Annotated in this window: 16 protein-coding genes and 1 pseudogene; 11 read left to right on the forward strand and 6 right to left on the reverse strand. The window is 71.0% G+C overall.

Annotated elements, in window-relative coordinates; all coding sequences use genetic code 11:
• Positions 1–242: 242 nt before the first annotated feature.
• Together FBZ33_RS12760 and FBZ33_RS12765 are read right to left on the reverse strand one after the other, a co-directional pair.
• Positions 243–911 (reverse strand): DUF1345 domain-containing protein, encoded by a 669-nt coding sequence (locus FBZ33_RS12760; RefSeq protein ID WP_088947939.1) that lies wholly within the window; start codon positions 909–911, stop codon positions 243–245.
• A 42-nt stretch (positions 912–953) separates the two neighbouring features.
• Complete coding sequence (locus tag FBZ33_RS12765; RefSeq protein WP_088947940.1) at positions 954–1,226, reverse strand: DUF2795 domain-containing protein; 273 nt, start codon at positions 1,224–1,226, stop codon at positions 954–956.
• A 154-nt stretch (positions 1,227–1,380) separates the two neighbouring features.
• Here FBZ33_RS12765 and FBZ33_RS12770 point away from each other — a divergent pair, with 154 nt between their 5' ends.
• From FBZ33_RS12770 to FBZ33_RS12790, 5 genes are all read left to right on the forward strand, one after another.
• Positions 1,381–1,791: a DUF2267 domain-containing protein gene (locus FBZ33_RS12770; RefSeq protein WP_099852971.1), complete on the forward strand. Its 411-nt coding sequence runs from the start codon at positions 1,381–1,383 to the stop codon at positions 1,789–1,791.
• A gap of 231 nt (positions 1,792–2,022) precedes the next feature.
• A complete protein-coding gene (locus FBZ33_RS12775; protein ID WP_141909208.1) occupies positions 2,023–3,048 on the forward strand; it encodes a TerC/Alx family metal homeostasis membrane protein in 1,026 nt (341 codons plus the stop codon).
• A 76-nt stretch (positions 3,049–3,124) separates the two neighbouring features.
• On the forward strand, positions 3,125–3,724 hold the full coding sequence (locus tag FBZ33_RS12780; RefSeq protein ID WP_099852975.1) for a sulfite oxidase-like oxidoreductase: 600 nt from the start codon (positions 3,125–3,127) through the stop codon (positions 3,722–3,724).
• Between the two features lie 7 nt (positions 3,725–3,731).
• Positions 3,732–4,493: a ferredoxin reductase gene (locus FBZ33_RS12785; protein ID WP_088951712.1), complete on the forward strand. Its 762-nt coding sequence runs from the start codon at positions 3,732–3,734 to the stop codon at positions 4,491–4,493.
• Positions 4,494–4,524: 31 nt separating this feature from the next.
• Complete coding sequence (locus FBZ33_RS12790) at positions 4,525–4,818, forward strand: DUF6510 family protein (protein WP_088947944.1); 294 nt, start codon at positions 4,525–4,527, stop codon at positions 4,816–4,818.
• 251 nt (positions 4,819–5,069) lie between these two features.
• Here the strand turns inward: FBZ33_RS12790 and FBZ33_RS12795 are convergent, their stop codons facing one another.
• A complete protein-coding gene (locus tag FBZ33_RS12795) occupies positions 5,070–5,477 on the reverse strand; it encodes a pyridoxamine 5'-phosphate oxidase family protein (protein ID WP_141909209.1) in 408 nt (135 codons plus the stop codon).
• Between the two features lie 113 nt (positions 5,478–5,590).
• Between FBZ33_RS12795 and FBZ33_RS12800 the strand changes: the two genes are divergently transcribed.
• Positions 5,591–6,322, forward strand: a complete 732-nt coding sequence (locus tag FBZ33_RS12800) for a VOC family protein (protein ID WP_370453006.1) — start codon at positions 5,591–5,593, stop codon at positions 6,320–6,322.
• Positions 6,323–6,332: 10 nt separating this feature from the next.
• On the opposite strand, the pseudogene FBZ33_RS12805 reads toward FBZ33_RS12800, so the two are convergent.
• A pseudogene (locus tag FBZ33_RS12805) lies at positions 6,333–6,900 on the reverse strand (helix-turn-helix domain-containing protein).
• Positions 6,901–6,968: 68 nt separating this feature from the next.
• Between FBZ33_RS12805 and FBZ33_RS12810 the strand changes: the two are divergent.
• Entirely contained in the window at positions 6,969–7,358 is a 390-nt protein-coding gene (locus FBZ33_RS12810) for a nuclear transport factor 2 family protein (RefSeq protein WP_141909210.1), read from the forward strand.
• Here the strand turns inward: FBZ33_RS12810 and FBZ33_RS12815 are convergent.
• Entirely contained in the window at positions 7,355–7,918 is a 564-nt protein-coding gene (locus FBZ33_RS12815; protein WP_141909211.1) for an ABATE domain-containing protein, read from the reverse strand. The two genes, FBZ33_RS12810 and FBZ33_RS12815, sit on opposite strands and share 4 nt — an antisense overlap.
• 122 nt (positions 7,919–8,040) lie before the next feature.
• Between FBZ33_RS12815 and FBZ33_RS12820 the strand changes: the two genes are divergently transcribed.
• The 4 genes from FBZ33_RS12820 (at position 8,041) to FBZ33_RS12835 (ending at position 13,259) form a co-directional block, all read left to right on the forward strand.
• Complete coding sequence (locus FBZ33_RS12820) at positions 8,041–9,042, forward strand: LacI family DNA-binding transcriptional regulator (protein ID WP_141909212.1); 1,002 nt, start codon at positions 8,041–8,043, stop codon at positions 9,040–9,042.
• A 62-nt stretch (positions 9,043–9,104) separates the two neighbouring features.
• Positions 9,105–9,632, forward strand: coding sequence for a GNAT family N-acetyltransferase (locus FBZ33_RS12825; protein ID WP_255508837.1), 528 nt, complete (start codon positions 9,105–9,107; stop codon positions 9,630–9,632).
• A gap of 117 nt (positions 9,633–9,749) precedes the next feature.
• The gene (locus tag FBZ33_RS12830; protein ID WP_141909213.1) at positions 9,750–11,903 is read left to right on the forward strand and encodes a glycogen debranching N-terminal domain-containing protein; all 2,154 of its coding nucleotides are present in this window, start codon (positions 9,750–9,752) and stop codon (positions 11,901–11,903) included.
• A 54-nt stretch (positions 11,904–11,957) separates the two neighbouring features.
• Entirely contained in the window at positions 11,958–13,259 is a 1,302-nt protein-coding gene (locus tag FBZ33_RS12835; RefSeq protein WP_141909214.1) for an NAD(P)/FAD-dependent oxidoreductase, read from the forward strand.
• A 20-nt stretch (positions 13,260–13,279) separates the two neighbouring features.
• Here the strand turns inward: FBZ33_RS12835 and FBZ33_RS12840 are convergent, their stop codons facing one another.
• Positions 13,280–14,380, reverse strand: a complete 1,101-nt coding sequence (locus FBZ33_RS12840) for an AI-2E family transporter (protein ID WP_141909215.1) — start codon at positions 14,378–14,380, stop codon at positions 13,280–13,282.
• Positions 14,381–14,397: the final 17 nt, after the last annotated feature.

Below are 14,397 nucleotides of genomic sequence, written 5' to 3' on the forward strand. Positions count from 1 at the left end.
CTGTCGTATGGTTGGACCCGGCAGTGCTGGCCGCTCGGTTCGAGCGGGCATCCACCGCCTGGTGACCGCGACCGGTTCGGAAGCGGCTCACCGCCTGGGCAGGTTTGCGTGGCGCCCTGGGTCGCGGTTCGTGACCAGGGGCGCCCGCCTGTCCCGGCGATTCAGCGAGCCCCCACCCCGTGACGTCCCCGGGGTCGCCAGGGCGTTCAGCCAGCCGACAGAGCCACTCCAACGGCCCAGCCTCAGCGTGCCAGGCCCGCCAGCAGGTTCACGGTCACGGCGATGATGAACGCGCCGAACAGGTACGACACCATCGAGTGCCGCAGCACCGTACGACGCATCTCGTTGCTGGTGAGGTTGGTGTCGGAGACCTGGAACGTCGCCCCGATGGTGAACGCCACGTACGCGAAGTCGGAGTAGCGCGGCGGGTCGTGCTGGTTGAAGTTCACCCCGCCGTCCGGGCCGGTGTAGTAGATCCGGGCGTAACGGGCGGCGAAGACGGTGTGCACCACGAACCAGGAGAGCACCACGCTCAGGACGCCCAGGCCGCTGTGCAGTTCCCGGGCCATGCCGGGTGGCGCGCTCTGCGCGCTGGCCACGACCAACCCCACGGCCAGCAGGCTGGCCAGGCAGGCGACCAGAAGCAGCGCGTCCCGGATCGCCCGGTTCGGGTCCTCGTGTACGGCCAGTTCGGCGGTGCGCTCGGCGTCCATCGGCCAGATTTTGTGCCAGACCAGCACGAGCCAGCTCAGTGCGCCCACGTCCCAGCCGGCCAGCGCGGCGAGCGGCACTGGCAGCATCAGCGTGAAGACGCCGCCGGCGATGACGCCGACCACCGCCACCACGGCCAGCTGCTTCGCGGCAGCCGGGAAACGTACGTCCGCTGGCCGGTCGGGGCCGGTCTGGGTCATCCGGGACGCTCCCGGGTCGGGGTGGTGGGCGCCACCGCCGGGTCAGATGCCGCGCAGATGCTGCGAGACCCGGTTGTGCTTCTTGTCCCGGGCCTGCTCGGCACGCTGGGCGGGGCTCACCTCGGGCGCGGCCTCGATCCCGGCCGACCGGGCGACCTCGGTCCCGTTGGCGTAGTCCACCGGCGGGAGGGCCCGCAGCGCCTTCAGCACGTCCGGCGGGGCGCCTTCCCGTTCGGCCTCGCGGACCACGTCGTTCTTCTCGGCCGGGTAGTCCAGGCTCGACAGGTACTGCAGGACGTCGGCGTAGCTCGCCATGGCATGGGCTCCCTCGGGCATCGATGTGGTGACGACCGGCGGCGGTTACCCGCCCGCCAGCCGGTCACGCCCACCCGGCGCAGGAAACAGGCGCCGTTTCCGCCGGGCCGTCGCGGGTACCCGCAGGCGCCGACGCGAGCCAAGGGAGTACGCGATGAACTACGACACCTTCATCGACCAGGTTTCCCAGCGCACCGCGACGTCGTCCGAGCGGGCGGTCGAGCTGACCCGGGCCGTGCTGGAGACGTTCGCGGAGCGGTTGACCGGCGGTGAGAACCTGGACCTGGCCGCCCAGCTGCCCCAACCGTTGCAACTGGTGCTCAAGCCGAGCCCGAGCACCGAGCAGGCCGACCGGTTCGGTGCGGCCGAGTTCGTCGCCCGGGTCGCGTTGCGCGCCGGGGTGGAGGAGCCGGCGGCCCGGGACGCCAGCCGGGCGGTCTTCACCACCCTGCGTGAGGCGATCACCGGCGGTGAGTTCGACGACGTGGCGACTCAGCTGCCGCGTGACTACCGGGGTCTGGTCGAGCAGGCGATGGCTCCCGGGGCGACGCTGCGCCGTGGCTGACGGGCACGACGCACAGCGGTCGTTCCGGGCACGCACAGCGGTTTACCAGGGCAACCATCGATGTCCCGCTTGGCATGGCGATTCAGCCTGGCCTAACCTTGTCGTGGCGAGGGGAGTACTTCCCACGAACCATTCCGGTCAGTACGGCGCGCCCGGCGCGCCTCGGGTGGTTGCCCATCAGGTGGTGGGTGAAGGAGACCTCGAACATGACGGTGTTCGAGGAGACCCCACATGAGCGAAGTGTCATATCTGTCCGCCGCCAGTGACCTGTCGTCGGTGGGCACGCCCACGCTGTGGGCGGTCACCATCATCGGCGTGCTCCTGCTGCTGGTGCTTGACTTCCTGGTCACGCGTCGCCCGCACGAGGTGTCGATGCGGGAGGCCATCGGCTGGTCGGCGTTCTACATCGCGCTGCCGCTGGCGTTCGGCGCCTGGATCTGGTCGCGCTACGGCTCCCAGCAGGGCGTGGAATACCTCACCGGTTACCTGGTGGAGAAGTCGCTCTCGGTCGACAACCTGTTCGTCTTCATGCTGCTGCTGGCCGCGTTCGCGGTGCCAGCGGTGCTCGCCCAGCGGGTGCTGCTCTACGGCATCGCTGGCGCGCTGGTGCTGCGGGCCGTCTTCATCGCCCTCGGCGCGGCGGCGCTGCAGACCCTCGACTTCGCCTTCCTGCTCTTCGCGATCATCCTCCTCGCCACCGCGGTGAAGCTGCTGCGCGACGCCATGTCCGGGCATCAGCAGGAAGTCGACATCAACAAGATGCGCTCGGTGAAGCTGCTGCGCAGGTTCATGCCGGTGGTCGACGAATACCACGGCACCAGGATGACCGTCCGGCAGGGCGCGAAGCGGGCACTCACCCCGTTCGCCCTGGTGGTGGTCGCGGTGCTGGCCACCGACATCGTGTTCGCTGTCGACTCGGTGCCGGCGGTCTACGGCATCACCGAGGACCCGTACCTGGTCTTCGCCACCAACGCGTTCGCCCTGCTCGGCCTGCGGGCGCTCTACTTCGTCCTGCACGCGGCGCTGAGCCGGCTGGTGCACCTCAGCTACGGCCTGGCCGTCATCCTGGCGTTCATCGGCCTCAAGCTGGGTCTGCACTGGGCGCACGGCATCTGGGACAGCGTGCCGCAGATCCCCACCCTGGCCTCGCTCGGCGTGATCATCGGTGTGCTGGTGGTGGTCACCGTGACGAGCCTGCGCGCCACCCGCGGCGGCGACCTGCCCGAGGACCGCAAGGTGGTCGCGGAGCGGCACTGACCGCGCCCCGCCGGGGCGACGAGGAGGTACGCGGGAAAGCTCCCGCCCCGGCCGGCGCGGGTGGTACGACTGTGCAATGGGAATCGTGTCACCGGGCTTTCAGGGTCGGCCCCGAACGCAGGAGCCGGCCCTGCCACCCGGTCAGTACCTGACCGAGGACTTCCCGGTGCTCTCGGCCGGCCCGACGCCCCGGGTCTCCCTGGACACCTGGGAGTTCGTCATCGCCGCCGAGAACGGCAGCGAACACCGGTGGTCGTGGCAGGAGTTGATGGCCCTGCCGCAGGAGACGCCGATGGTGGACATCCACTGCGTCACCCGCTGGTCTAAGCTCGGCACCAACTGGCAGGGCGTCTCCCTGGACACGCTCCTCGCCGACGTGGACACGGGGGCGCACTTCGCGCTCGCGCACTCCTACGGCGGGTACACCACCAATCTGCCGCTGGACGACCTGCGCGGCGGCCGTGCCTGGGTGGTGCACACCTTCGACGGCGCGCCACTGCCCGCCGAGCACGGTGGGCCGGCGCGGTTGCTGGTGCCACACCTGTACTTCTGGAAGTCCGCCAAGTGGGTGCGCGGCATCCGGCTCAAGACGATGGACGAGCCGGGGTTCTGGGAGACCGCCGGCTACCACGACTACGGCGACCCGTGGCGCGAACAGCGGTACCAGGGTGACTGAGCGCGCCGTGGCGACGAGCAAACCGCGGACGGCCAACCGGTGGCAGGTGGGCCGGCTGGTGGAGCGCCGGGTGGAGACGCCGACCGCGCAGACCCTGGTGCTGGAGGTCCCGGACTGGCCGGGGCACCTGCCCGGGCAGCACGTCGACCTGCGACTGACCGCTCCGGACGGCTACCAGGCCGCCCGGTCGTACTCCATCGCCGGGCCCGTCGTGGACGGGCCGGGCGGGCCGCGCATCGAGGTGACCGTCCAGCGTGTGCACGACGGCGAGGTGTCCCCGTACCTCATCGATGTCTTTTCCGACGGCGACCCGGTGGAGGTCCGCGGACCGCTCGGTGGATGGTTCATCTGGCGGCCGGAGGAGACCGCGCCGGTGCAGCTCGTCGCCGGCGGCTCGGGCATCGTGCCGTTGATGGCGATGATCCGGGCCCGCCGGGCGGCCGGCAACAAGGCGCCGTTCCGGCTGATCTACTCGGTGCGCACCCCCGGTGACGTGATCTACGCCGACGAACTGCGCCGCCGGGTCCGCGACGACTTCGGCCTGGACATCGCGTACGTCTACACCCGCGAGGCACCCGAGGGTTGGCGCGGCGAACCGCACCGCATCGGGCTGGCCGACGTCAACACACACGGCTGGCCACCGGACCTGCAACCGCTCACCTACGTCTGCGGCCCGACCGCGTTCGTGGAAACCGTGGCCGATCTGCTGGTGGGGCTCGGCCACCCGTCACGGCAGGTCAAGACCGAACGTTTCGGTCCCACCGGCTGACCGCTCGCCCCCGCAACGTCGAGGAGATCCGATGACCGAGATGTCGTACCTGGACGGCAACATGCTCGACGGCCCGATGCGCGAGCTGTTCACCGTGGACCTGAGCAGCGCGACGGGCCGCTGCGAAAGCTGCGGGATGACCGGCTCGATGGCCAGCCTGCACGTCTACTCGCACGCCCCGGGCCTCGTCGCCCGCTGCCCGTCCTGTGAGCAGGTGATGCTGCGGCTGGTCCGAGGGCCCGACCGTGCCTGGCTGGACATGCGCGGCACCACGTTCCTCCAGGTGCCGATGCCGATGGAGCAGCCCTTCCCCGGGCCCCTCTGACCGACCCCGGTCAGCTTTGCCCGGCGGAGGCAGAATGGCCGGATGAGCGCCGGCCGATGGGGTTCCACACCGCAGGCAGCCCTGCCGTGGCGCACGATTCGCACAAGTTCAGGGATGTTGCTGCCTCCAAAGCACCCGAGGCAGCAATTTCGCTGAAGTTGCGCAGATCTCGACCGTGTCCCCGAGGGCGGGTCGGCGTGGCAGAGCGGCGGGCGTCCTCATTCTCGGCCGGCGGCGACGAATGGCACTTCCTACCGTGCCGTTCCGGCGAGCAGCCACCGCCGGACGGGGATCTCCAGCAGCACTCGCTCGCTGCCCGGGCCGACCTGTCGGCTGACGTCCCAACCGTCGTACTTGCTCGCGAACGCCTCGACGACCGTGCTCGGGAACCCGTCGCGGTGTACGCGTGCGGCGCCCTCGGCCACGACCGGGGCGTCGCCCCCCTCCAGGGCCAGGGACACCCGTGGATCGGCCAGGGCGTTGCGGACCTTGACGCTGCGGCCGTCGGTGCCGATCCACCAGGTCCCGGCGATGTGGACGAACCAGACCGGCGTCAGGTGGGGGGAGCCGTCGCGCCGCACCGTGCACAGCCAGACGTTCCGCTCCCGACCGAGTCGCACCTCGACGTCGGCCGGCAGGATTGAGGGGGATGGGCTCACCGGGCCAGTGGATCACAGCGCCGCGCGACCTGCCGAATACTCGGGTGCGGGTGACCCGGCTCGTCCCTAGGCTTGCCGCCGCACGGACTGCTCGGCATGCGGTCGGATCGGAGATGAGCGAAGCGATGACGTCCCACCTGTTCGCGATCAGCTACGACGCAGCCGACCCCCTCCGTCTCGGGCGGTTCTGGGCCGAGCTCCTGGGTCGCGAGATCGTCGATGACCCACGGGACGGCGTCCTGGTCCTGCCTCACGCTGACACCGAGCTTCGACTCCGCTTCGTGCCGAACCAGCAGCCGAAGACCGTGCAGAACCGGATGCACCTGGATCTGACCAGCGGTTCCCTGGAGGAGCAGCAGCGGACGGTGGCCAGGGCGCTGGAGCTCGGCGGACGGCACACCGACGTCGGTCAGCTCCCGGAGGAGAGGCACGTGGTGCTCGCCGACCCCGAGGGCAACGAGTTCTGCGTGATCGAGCCGGGTAACAACTTCCTCGCCGGCTGCGGGTTCACGGGGGCGCTCGCCTGCGACGGTTCGCAGGCGGTCGGATACTTCTGGAGCGAGGCGCTGGGATGGCCGCTGGTCTGGGACCAGGACGAGGAGACCGCGATCCAGTCGCCCCTCGGCGGCACGAAGATCACCTGGGGTGGGCCGCCGATGGCGCCCAACGGCGGCAGGGACCGGCTGCACTTCGACGTGGCACCACCTGCCGACGGTGACCAGCAGGCCGAGGTCGACCGGCTGCTCTCGCTCGGGGCGACGCTCCTGAACGAGGGCCAGAGCGACGCGGGCCGGGTGCTGATGGCCGATCCCGACGGCACCGCGTTCTGCCTGCTCAAGCCCTGACAGTCGGGGTCTACTGCGTGAAGTAGGCGGCGCTCTGCGCGTCTGCCGGGTAGTAGGACTCGATGGCGATCTCGTCGATCGTGACGTCCATCGGGGTGCCGAACGTGGTGATGGTGGAAAACAGGCGCAGCTCCCGTCCGTCGATCCGGAGGATCATCGGGATCACCACGTCGGCGTCGACCCGTTGGCCCACCGTGTCCTCGGGCACCTGGTGCAGCAGTTCTTCGTAGAGCGCGGTGAGTTCCACGTCGGGGGCGATGGCGAGCTGGCGCGAGATCCGGGTGCGGAACACCGCCCGTACGTCTGACAGGTTGACGACCAGGGAAGCGAGCCCGCGCGGGTCCAGGCCCAGCCGCACCAGGTTCACCGGTGGTCGCAGCAGATCGGGCGACGTGGAGCTGGTCGGCGAGCCGGAGGATCATGTCCGCGCTTGGTGTGGACCTTCCGGTCTCGACCAGGCTGACGTGACGAGCCGAGACGTCCGCGGCGATCGCCAGGTCGAGCTGGCTGAGCCCGCGGCGCTGCCGCCACTGCCGCAGGAGTGCCCCGACCGTGTACACGAGCAGAAGCGTACTCATCGTCGCGCCGTACGCCATGAAGTGCGATTTCATCGACAACCGCCGCGGCCGTGGAAACACTGGGGCCCATGACCACTGAGAACAAGGGCATCGTCCAACGGGCGCTGGCGGGGCTGATCGAGACGGGCGACGTGGACACCCTCGCCTCGTTCCTCAGCGACGACTTCCTGCACCACCGGTCGGATTCGACCACCTCGACAAAGGTGGAATGGCTCGCCGCTGTCCAGGCCGCGCTCGGCCCGACCGCCGGCATGCAGGTCGAGATCCTTCACCTGCTGGCCGACACCGATCACGTCGTGGTGCACTCGCGACGCCGGCTACCCGACGCGGGACCGGAGATCGTGGTCGTCGACGTCCTGCGGGTCGCCGACGGGCTGATCGCCGAGGGATGGGAAATCATCGAACCCGTGGCCCAGGTCGCCGCCAACGGGGCGTGGTGGGAACCAGCGCTCCTCTAGACCGGCGGCGTGCGGCCGGTGCGGACGGCGTACGCCCGCTTCATCTTGATGTAGTTGCCGCACCCGGCCATCGAGCACCAGCGGCGGGCCTGGTTTCGGGAGGAGTCGTAGTAGGCCCAGCGGCACGTGTCGCGGGCGCAGACCTTGAGCCGCGCCCAGGTGCCGTCCTCGGCGGCCCGGCGGACGGCGTCGACCAGTCCGGCGACGGCCTGGCCCAGGGGTGTGCCGGCGGCGGTGACCAGGCGGTGGCCGTCGTCCGCGAAGCGCAGCGTGACGGGCAACCCGGCCAGCGTCCGGTTGAGTCGGTCGAGCGCGCCGCCGTCGGCGGCGTGGCCCGCGTGGCCGAGCAGCACCGCGCGCAGGCCCTCCCGGACCGTGACGGCCAGGTCGAGGTCCGCGGGCCCGAGTTGCGTGCCGACCGGCATCAGCTGCCGTTCGACGAACCAGTCGCGAAGGTGGTCGGGGCTGGTCAGCGTCTCGTGGTCGATCTGCGGCTCGACGGTGTTGACGAAGTCCCGGATCAGCCGGGCGGCGGCCGGCACCGCTGCGTCGTCGTCCACCGACCACCTCCCTCTCTTGACACCACCGTATCGCCTTGACAGGTGTCGAATCGCCTGCGAGGGTCGGAACTACACCAGCGAAATGGTTTTGCCGGTGTGATCTCGGTCGGGAAGGGCGGCTCGTGGCCTCCACGCTCAGGGACGTGGCCCGGCTCGCCGGGGTGTCGGTGAAGACCGTCTCCAACGTGGTCAACGGCTATCCCCACGTGAGCCCAGACGTGCGACGTCGGGTCGAGACGGCCGTCGCCGAGCTGCACTACCGGCCGAACGCGTCCGCCCGGACCCTGCGCACCGGGCGCACCGGCATGCTCGCTCTCGTCCTACCGACCACCGACCTGCCGTACGGCGGCGACCTCGCCGGTGCGGTCGTCCACGCGGCGGCACAGCAGGGCTACCGCGTCGTCGTCGCGCACGACAACGACCAGCCCACGTCGTCGGGCCTGCACGACGCCCGCACGATCCCCGTGGACGGGGTCCTGGTCGGTGCCCCCGTCACGCCGGGCGACCTGGGCCGCGCTGTGACCGCCACCGGTCCACCCGTCGTGCTGATCGGCGGCGCACCCCACGATCAGCGGTGCGACCGGGTCGGCATCGACGTCGCCCAGGCCGCCGAGGACGCGACGAACCATCTGCTGCGCGTCGGTCGCCGCCGGATCGCCGCGATCGGTGAACGCCCCGCAGCCAGCCCACACCCGGGTACGCCCGGATACCACCGGGCGCTTCGTCGGGCCGGGCTGGTGCCGGTGTCCGGTCGGCTGCTGCCGGCGCCGCACCACCGCCGGGCCGACGGCTACCGCGCCGCCCGCGAACTGCTCGTCGGCCCGGACCGCCCGGACGCGATCCTCTGCTCCTCCGACCCGCTCGCCATCGGGGCGATGCGGGCCGCCTTCGACGTCGGGCTGTGCGTGCCGGACGACGTCGCGGTGATCGGCATCGGCGACATCGAGGAGGGGCGCTACTCACGGCCCACCCTGAGCACCGTCGCTGTCGACACCGGCTTTCTCGCCCGGGAGGCCGTGGCCCGCCTCGCCGTGCGGATCGGTCAACCCGACGCCGCGGTCGCCGACATCATCGCGCCGCACACAGTGCTCCCCCGGGAGAGCACCGACACCACGCCCCGGTGACCGGGGCGACGGCCGGTAACCGGTTGGACAACGGCGGCGTCGGTCGGTCAGAGTGGTCCGCCGTGAGGTACCTGCGTACCGGTGGTCCCGCCGCGATCCGGCGGCCCCGGCCCACCGACTCCGACGAGTTCATCGCCGCCGTGCGGCGCAGCAACGACCTGCACCACCCGTGGTTGGTCGCGCCCGGCAGCCCCGAGGAGTACGACAGCTACCTGCGCCGGATCCGCCGCCGGGACAGCGCCGGCTACCTGATCTGCGACCGGGCCAGTGGCGAGATCGCCGGCTACGTGAACATCAGCGGGATCGTGCTGGGCGCGCTGCGCGGCGGGTTCCTGGGGTATGCGGCGTTCCGGCCGTACAGCGGGACCGGGCACGCGTCGGCGGGCGTCGCCCTGGTGATCGACCACGCGTTCACCACGGTCGGGTTGCACCGGTTGGAGGCGAACATCCAGCCGGGCAACGAGCCGTCCCGGCGGGTGGCCCGCAAGCTCGGCTTCCGGCTGGAGGGGTTCTCCCCGGACTACCTGTTCATCGACGGCGCCTGGCGCGACCACGAGCGCTGGGCGATCACCGCGCCAACCCCCGCCTGACCGTCGGCCCGGCGGCGGGGTGTCCACTGGCGGAGGGGCGCGGCGAGCGGCGCGGCGACGGCTTTCACCCGGAGCGGGTGATGACTCTTGGTAATCGATACTCCTACGGTGGGTGTCATGGCTGCCGTCCGCGCGACCCCTGCCGATCCCACCCCCGACCTGCTCGTCGCGGACGGGGACAGCGGCGACCAACGAGCGATTCCGCCCGAGCTGGGCCCCAACTCCCTGGCGGTGCTCAGCGGGCCCACCTTCCTGTACTCCAACGCCTGCGGGGATGTGCCGACGGGCAGCATCGGCGGTCTCGTCCACCTGGACACCCGCCTGATCAGCGGCTGGAGCCTGACCGTCAACGGCGGCGAGCTGCTGGTGCTGCGTGCCGAGACGATCGACCACTACTCCGCGCAGTACGTGCTCACCAACCCGGAACTGCCCGGGCTGCCGCCGAACACTCTGGGCCTGCGGCGACTGCGCTACGTCGGCGACGGCTTCCACGAGCGCGTGGAGATGGTCTCGTTCCGGCAGGAGCCGGTGCGGGTGGAGCTGCGGCTGGCCGTCGCCGCCGACTTCGCCGACCTGTTCGAGGTCAAGTCGACGGTCCGGGACCGCTCCGCCGAGATCACCCGTGACCATGCCGCCGACGGGTCCGAGCTGTGCTTCTCCTACCGGCGCGGCGACTTCTCCGCGCAGACCCGGGTGTGCTGCTCGAAGCCGGCGGACCGCATCGAGGGCGACGACCTGATCTGGGAACTGGACCTGGGCCCCCGCATGGAGTGGCAGGTCGACCTGCACGTGCCCCTGCCGCCCGGAATGGGCGTGGTCGAGCCGGTCCGGGGCGACATCGCCGACGTCATCCACGGTCGCGCCGATGACCCGCTGCCTCGCTGGATAGAACAGCGAGCGGTGTTGCGCAGCGACAACTCGACGCTGGAGCACACCGTGCGCCAGTCCCGCGAGGACCTGGCGGCACTGCGGCTCGACCTGGAGGTCAAGGGCCAACGGATCATGTTGCCCGGCGCCGGCCTTCCCTGGTTCCTCACCGTCTTCGGCCGGGACACCCTGATCACCGCCTACCAGACGCTGGTGGCCGGGCCCGCGCTGGCCAAGGGCGCGCTGCTCGCCCTGGCCCGTCTCCAGGGCGACACGTGCGACGACTTCACCGACGAGGAGCCCGGCAAGATCCTGCACGAGGTGCGCAGCGGTGAGCTGACCCGCAGTGGCGAGAAACCGTTCGGGCCGTACTACGGCACCGCCGATGCCACCCAGCTCTGGCTGATCCTGCTCTCCGAGTACTGGCGCTGGACCGGTGACGACGAGACCGTCCGCCAACTGCGGGACAACGCGGTGGCGGCGCTGCGCTGGATCGACGACTACGGCGACCGGGACAGCGACGGCTACGTCGAGTACGCGACCCGCTCACCCGAGGGGCTCGGCAACCAGTGCTGGCGGGACTCCCCGGACGGCGTCTGCTTCGCCGACGGCAGGATCCCCGTACTCCCGCTGGCCATCTCCGACCTGCAGGGCTACACCTACGACGCCAAAGTGCGACTGGCCGAGTTGTTCGACGGGCCGTTGGGCAACCCCACGTTGGCGCGTCGGCTGCGCGACGAGGCCAACACCCTGCACGAGCGGTTCAACCAGGACTTCTGGATCGAGGAGCGGGGCGGCTACTACGCGGTCGCGCTGGACGGCGACAAGAATCGCGTCGACTCCAAGACATCGAACATGGGCCACCTGCTGTGGAGCGGAATCGTGCCGCCGGAGCGGGCCGACGCGGTGGTGCGGCAACTCATGTCACCGGACATGTTCTCCGGTTGGGGCATCCGCACCCTGTCCCGGGAGGAACGGCTCTACAACGCCCTCGGCTACCACCTGGGCACGGTCTGGCCGCACGACAACTCGATCGCCGCGCTCGGCCTGGCCCGGTACGGCTACCGGGCCGAGTCGAACCGGATCAGCCTGGCGATGTTCGAGGTGGCCGAGCAGTTCGGCCACCGGCTGCCGGAGGCGCTCAGCGGGTTCGACCGGGAACGACTGCTGTTCGCCGTGCCGTACCCGACCGCCTGCAGCCCGCAGGCGTGGGCGGCCGGCACGCCGTTGGCCCTGATCCGCGCCATGCTCGGCATCAACCCGGTCGAGGGCCGGTTGGTGCTCGACCCGGACATCCCCGAGGAACTGGGGCGGATCGCCGCCTCACGGGTGCGGGCCTTCGGTGAGCAGTGGGAGGTGGAGGCGGTGGGCCGCAGCGGCCACGTCCGGCTCCAGCCCAGCTGACCGCGGCTGTCGCGTCGGACGTTTGTCGAGGGCTTCGACGGGAAACGGCGCGCAATGACGAAACCTCGTGTGGTGATCGTGGGGGCCGGGTTCGCCGGTTACCACGCGGCGAAGACGTTGAGCCGGATCGCCCGGGACCGGGCCGAGATCGTGCTGCTGAACTCCACCGACTACTTCCTCTACCTGCCGTTGCTGCCCGAGGTGGCGGCCGGGGTGGTCGAGCCCAAGCGGATCGCGGTGCCGCTGACCGGGACACTCAAGGGCGTACGCGTGGTGATCGGCGAGGCGGACCACGTCGACCTGCAGAACCGCTGGGTCGGCTTCACCCAGGCCGAGGGGGAGAAGAACCGGCTGGCGTACGACCGGTTGGTGCTCGCCGTGGGCAGCGTCAACAAGCTGCTGCCCATCCCGGGGGTCACCGAGTACGCGCACGGCTTCCGCGGTCTGCCGGAGGCCGTCTACCTGCATGACCACATCGTTCGTCAGATCGAGCTGGCCGAGCAGGCCGAGGACCCGGCCGAGCAGCGGGCACGCTCCACGTTCGTGGTGGTCGGCGCGGGCTACACCGGCACCGAGGTCGCCGCGCACGGGCAGCTGTTCACCGACGCGCTGCACGCCCAGCGGCCGCGGCTCACCCTTCGCCCCCGCTGGATGCTGCTCGACGTCGCGTCGCGGGTGCTGCCGGAGCTGGACAAGCGGATGTCGGACACCTCGCACAAGGTGCTCAACCGGCGTGGGGTGGACGTGCGGATGGGCACCTCGGTGGCCGAGGCGACCTGCGACGGGGTGAAGCTCACCGACGGCGAGTACGTGCCGACCTGCACGCTGGTGTGGTGTGTGGGGGTGCGCCCCGACCCGTTCGTCAACGAGTTGGGTCTGCGGACCGACCGGGGTCGTCTGGTCACCGACGAGTTCCTCAACGTGCCCGGCTATCCGGAGGTGTACGCCTGCGGCGACGCCGCCGCGGTGCCCGACCTCGTCAACCCGGGCAAGGTCTGCGGGATGACCGCCCAGCACGCGCAGCGGCAGGGCAAGCGCGCGGCGTACAACATCGCCGCGTCCTACGGTTTCGGCAAGCGCAAGCCGTACAAGCACCACGACCTCGGCTGGGTCGTCGACCTGGGTGGCAAAGACGCGGCGGCGAACCCGTTGCAGGTCAACCTGGCCGGGTTGCCGGCCAAGGCGGTCACCCGGGCGTACCACCTGATGGCGATGCCGGGAAACCGTACGCGGGTCACCGCCGACTGGGCGCTGGACGCCGCGTTGACCCGCTCGGCGGTCCAGCTCGGGTTGGTGCCGGCCAACGCGGTGCCGTTGGAGAGCACCTCACCCGAGGTCGCGACGCGGGCCCGCTGAAGCACGCACCACCCGGCCGGTCAGCCCTGCGGGGCGGGACCGGCCGGTCGGCGTGACCGCGTTTCCGGACCGGCCGGTGGGGCGGGCCGGAGTCGGCGTGGCCCGTACTCGCGCAGCAGCGTCTGCACGATGCCCGCGGCGGGGATGGCCAGCAGCGCGCCGAGCAGGCCGGCCAGCTCCGCGGCGAGCAGCACGCTGACCAACACGGTCAGCGGGTTGAGCCGGACCGCCCGGGACAGGATGAGCGGTTGGAGCAGGTGGTTCTCCGCCTGCTGGTAGACCACGAAGAAGACGAGCACGACGATCCCGGCCGTGGGGGAGTGCAGGAAGCCGGCCCCGGCCGCGATCACCGCGCCCAACGTCGCACCAACGAGCGGTATCAGGTCGGTCACCGCCACCAACAGGGCGATCACGGCCGCGAACGGCACCCCGGTGAGGGCCAGCACCACGTAGGTCAACAGCCCGCAGATCACGCTGATCAGCAGGTTGCCGGTGAGGTAACCGGTGACGGTGCGCGACACCTCCCGGCCGACCCGGCGCAGCCGGTCGCCCTGGCCGTCCCCGGCCGCCGCGAGCAGGCGGCGGGTGATCCGCGGCGCCTCCAACACCATGAGGTACGCCAACACGACGACCGTGACCAGCCCGGCGACCGTCTCCACGACGCCGCGCAGCACGCCCACCGCGGGTTGACGCAGTCGGGTGCCCAGGTCGCGGAGCTGGTCGGAGTGTTCGCTGACGTACCGGCGCGCGCCGGTGCGCTCCAGCAGCTGCCCCAGCGGACCCCGGCCGGCGCGGGCGTCGTGCAGCAGCTCGGGCGCCCGGTCGGCGAACCGGCCCAGCTCCCCGAACAACGGCACCAGGATGAGCGCGCCCAGGAGCGCCACCAGCACGAAGGCGGCGAGGAACACCAACAGCGTGGCCAGGGCCCGGCGCCGGACGAGACGCCGTTGCAGCCGGTCCACGAGGGGCTTGAGCGCCACGGCGAAGAACGCGGCGACCACGACCCAGACCAGCACGCGCCGGGTCGCGTACACGAACGCCAGCGCGAACGCGGTCGCCAGGACCAGACCGATCACGATCAGGGTGTGGCGGGCGGTCACCCGATCGTCGGCGTTGCTCATCCGCCGCGCCTTCCCCA

It is taken from the genome of Micromonospora sp. A202, assembly GCF_006715105.1.
GTDB lineage: Bacteria > Actinomycetota > Actinomycetes > Mycobacteriales > Micromonosporaceae > Micromonospora > Micromonospora zamorensis.

Coding starts and splice junctions, on each gene's coding strand:
- FBZ33_RS12760 (WP_088947939.1), bottom strand. CDS start 911: ATGACCCAGACCGGCCCCGACCGGCCAGCGGACGTACGTTTCCCGGCT.
- FBZ33_RS12765 (WP_088947940.1), bottom strand. CDS start 1,226: ATGGCGAGCTACGCCGACGTCCTGCAGTACCTGTCGAGCCTGGACTAC.
- FBZ33_RS12770 (WP_099852971.1), top strand. CDS start 1,381: ATGAACTACGACACCTTCATCGACCAGGTTTCCCAGCGCACCGCGACG.
- FBZ33_RS12775 (WP_141909208.1), top strand. CDS start 2,023: ATGAGCGAAGTGTCATATCTGTCCGCCGCCAGTGACCTGTCGTCGGTG.
- FBZ33_RS12780 (WP_099852975.1), top strand. CDS start 3,125: ATGGGAATCGTGTCACCGGGCTTTCAGGGTCGGCCCCGAACGCAGGAG.
- FBZ33_RS12790 (WP_088947944.1), top strand. CDS start 4,525: ATGACCGAGATGTCGTACCTGGACGGCAACATGCTCGACGGCCCGATG.
- FBZ33_RS12800 (WP_370453006.1), top strand. CDS start 5,591: ATGAGCGAAGCGATGACGTCCCACCTGTTCGCGATCAGCTACGACGCA.
- FBZ33_RS12810 (WP_141909210.1), top strand. CDS start 6,969: ATGACCACTGAGAACAAGGGCATCGTCCAACGGGCGCTGGCGGGGCTG.
- FBZ33_RS12830 (WP_141909213.1), top strand. CDS start 9,750: ATGGCTGCCGTCCGCGCGACCCCTGCCGATCCCACCCCCGACCTGCTC.
- FBZ33_RS12835 (WP_141909214.1), top strand. CDS start 11,958: ATGACGAAACCTCGTGTGGTGATCGTGGGGGCCGGGTTCGCCGGTTAC.
- FBZ33_RS12840 (WP_141909215.1), bottom strand. CDS start 14,380: ATGAGCAACGCCGACGATCGGGTGACCGCCCGCCACACCCTGATCGTG.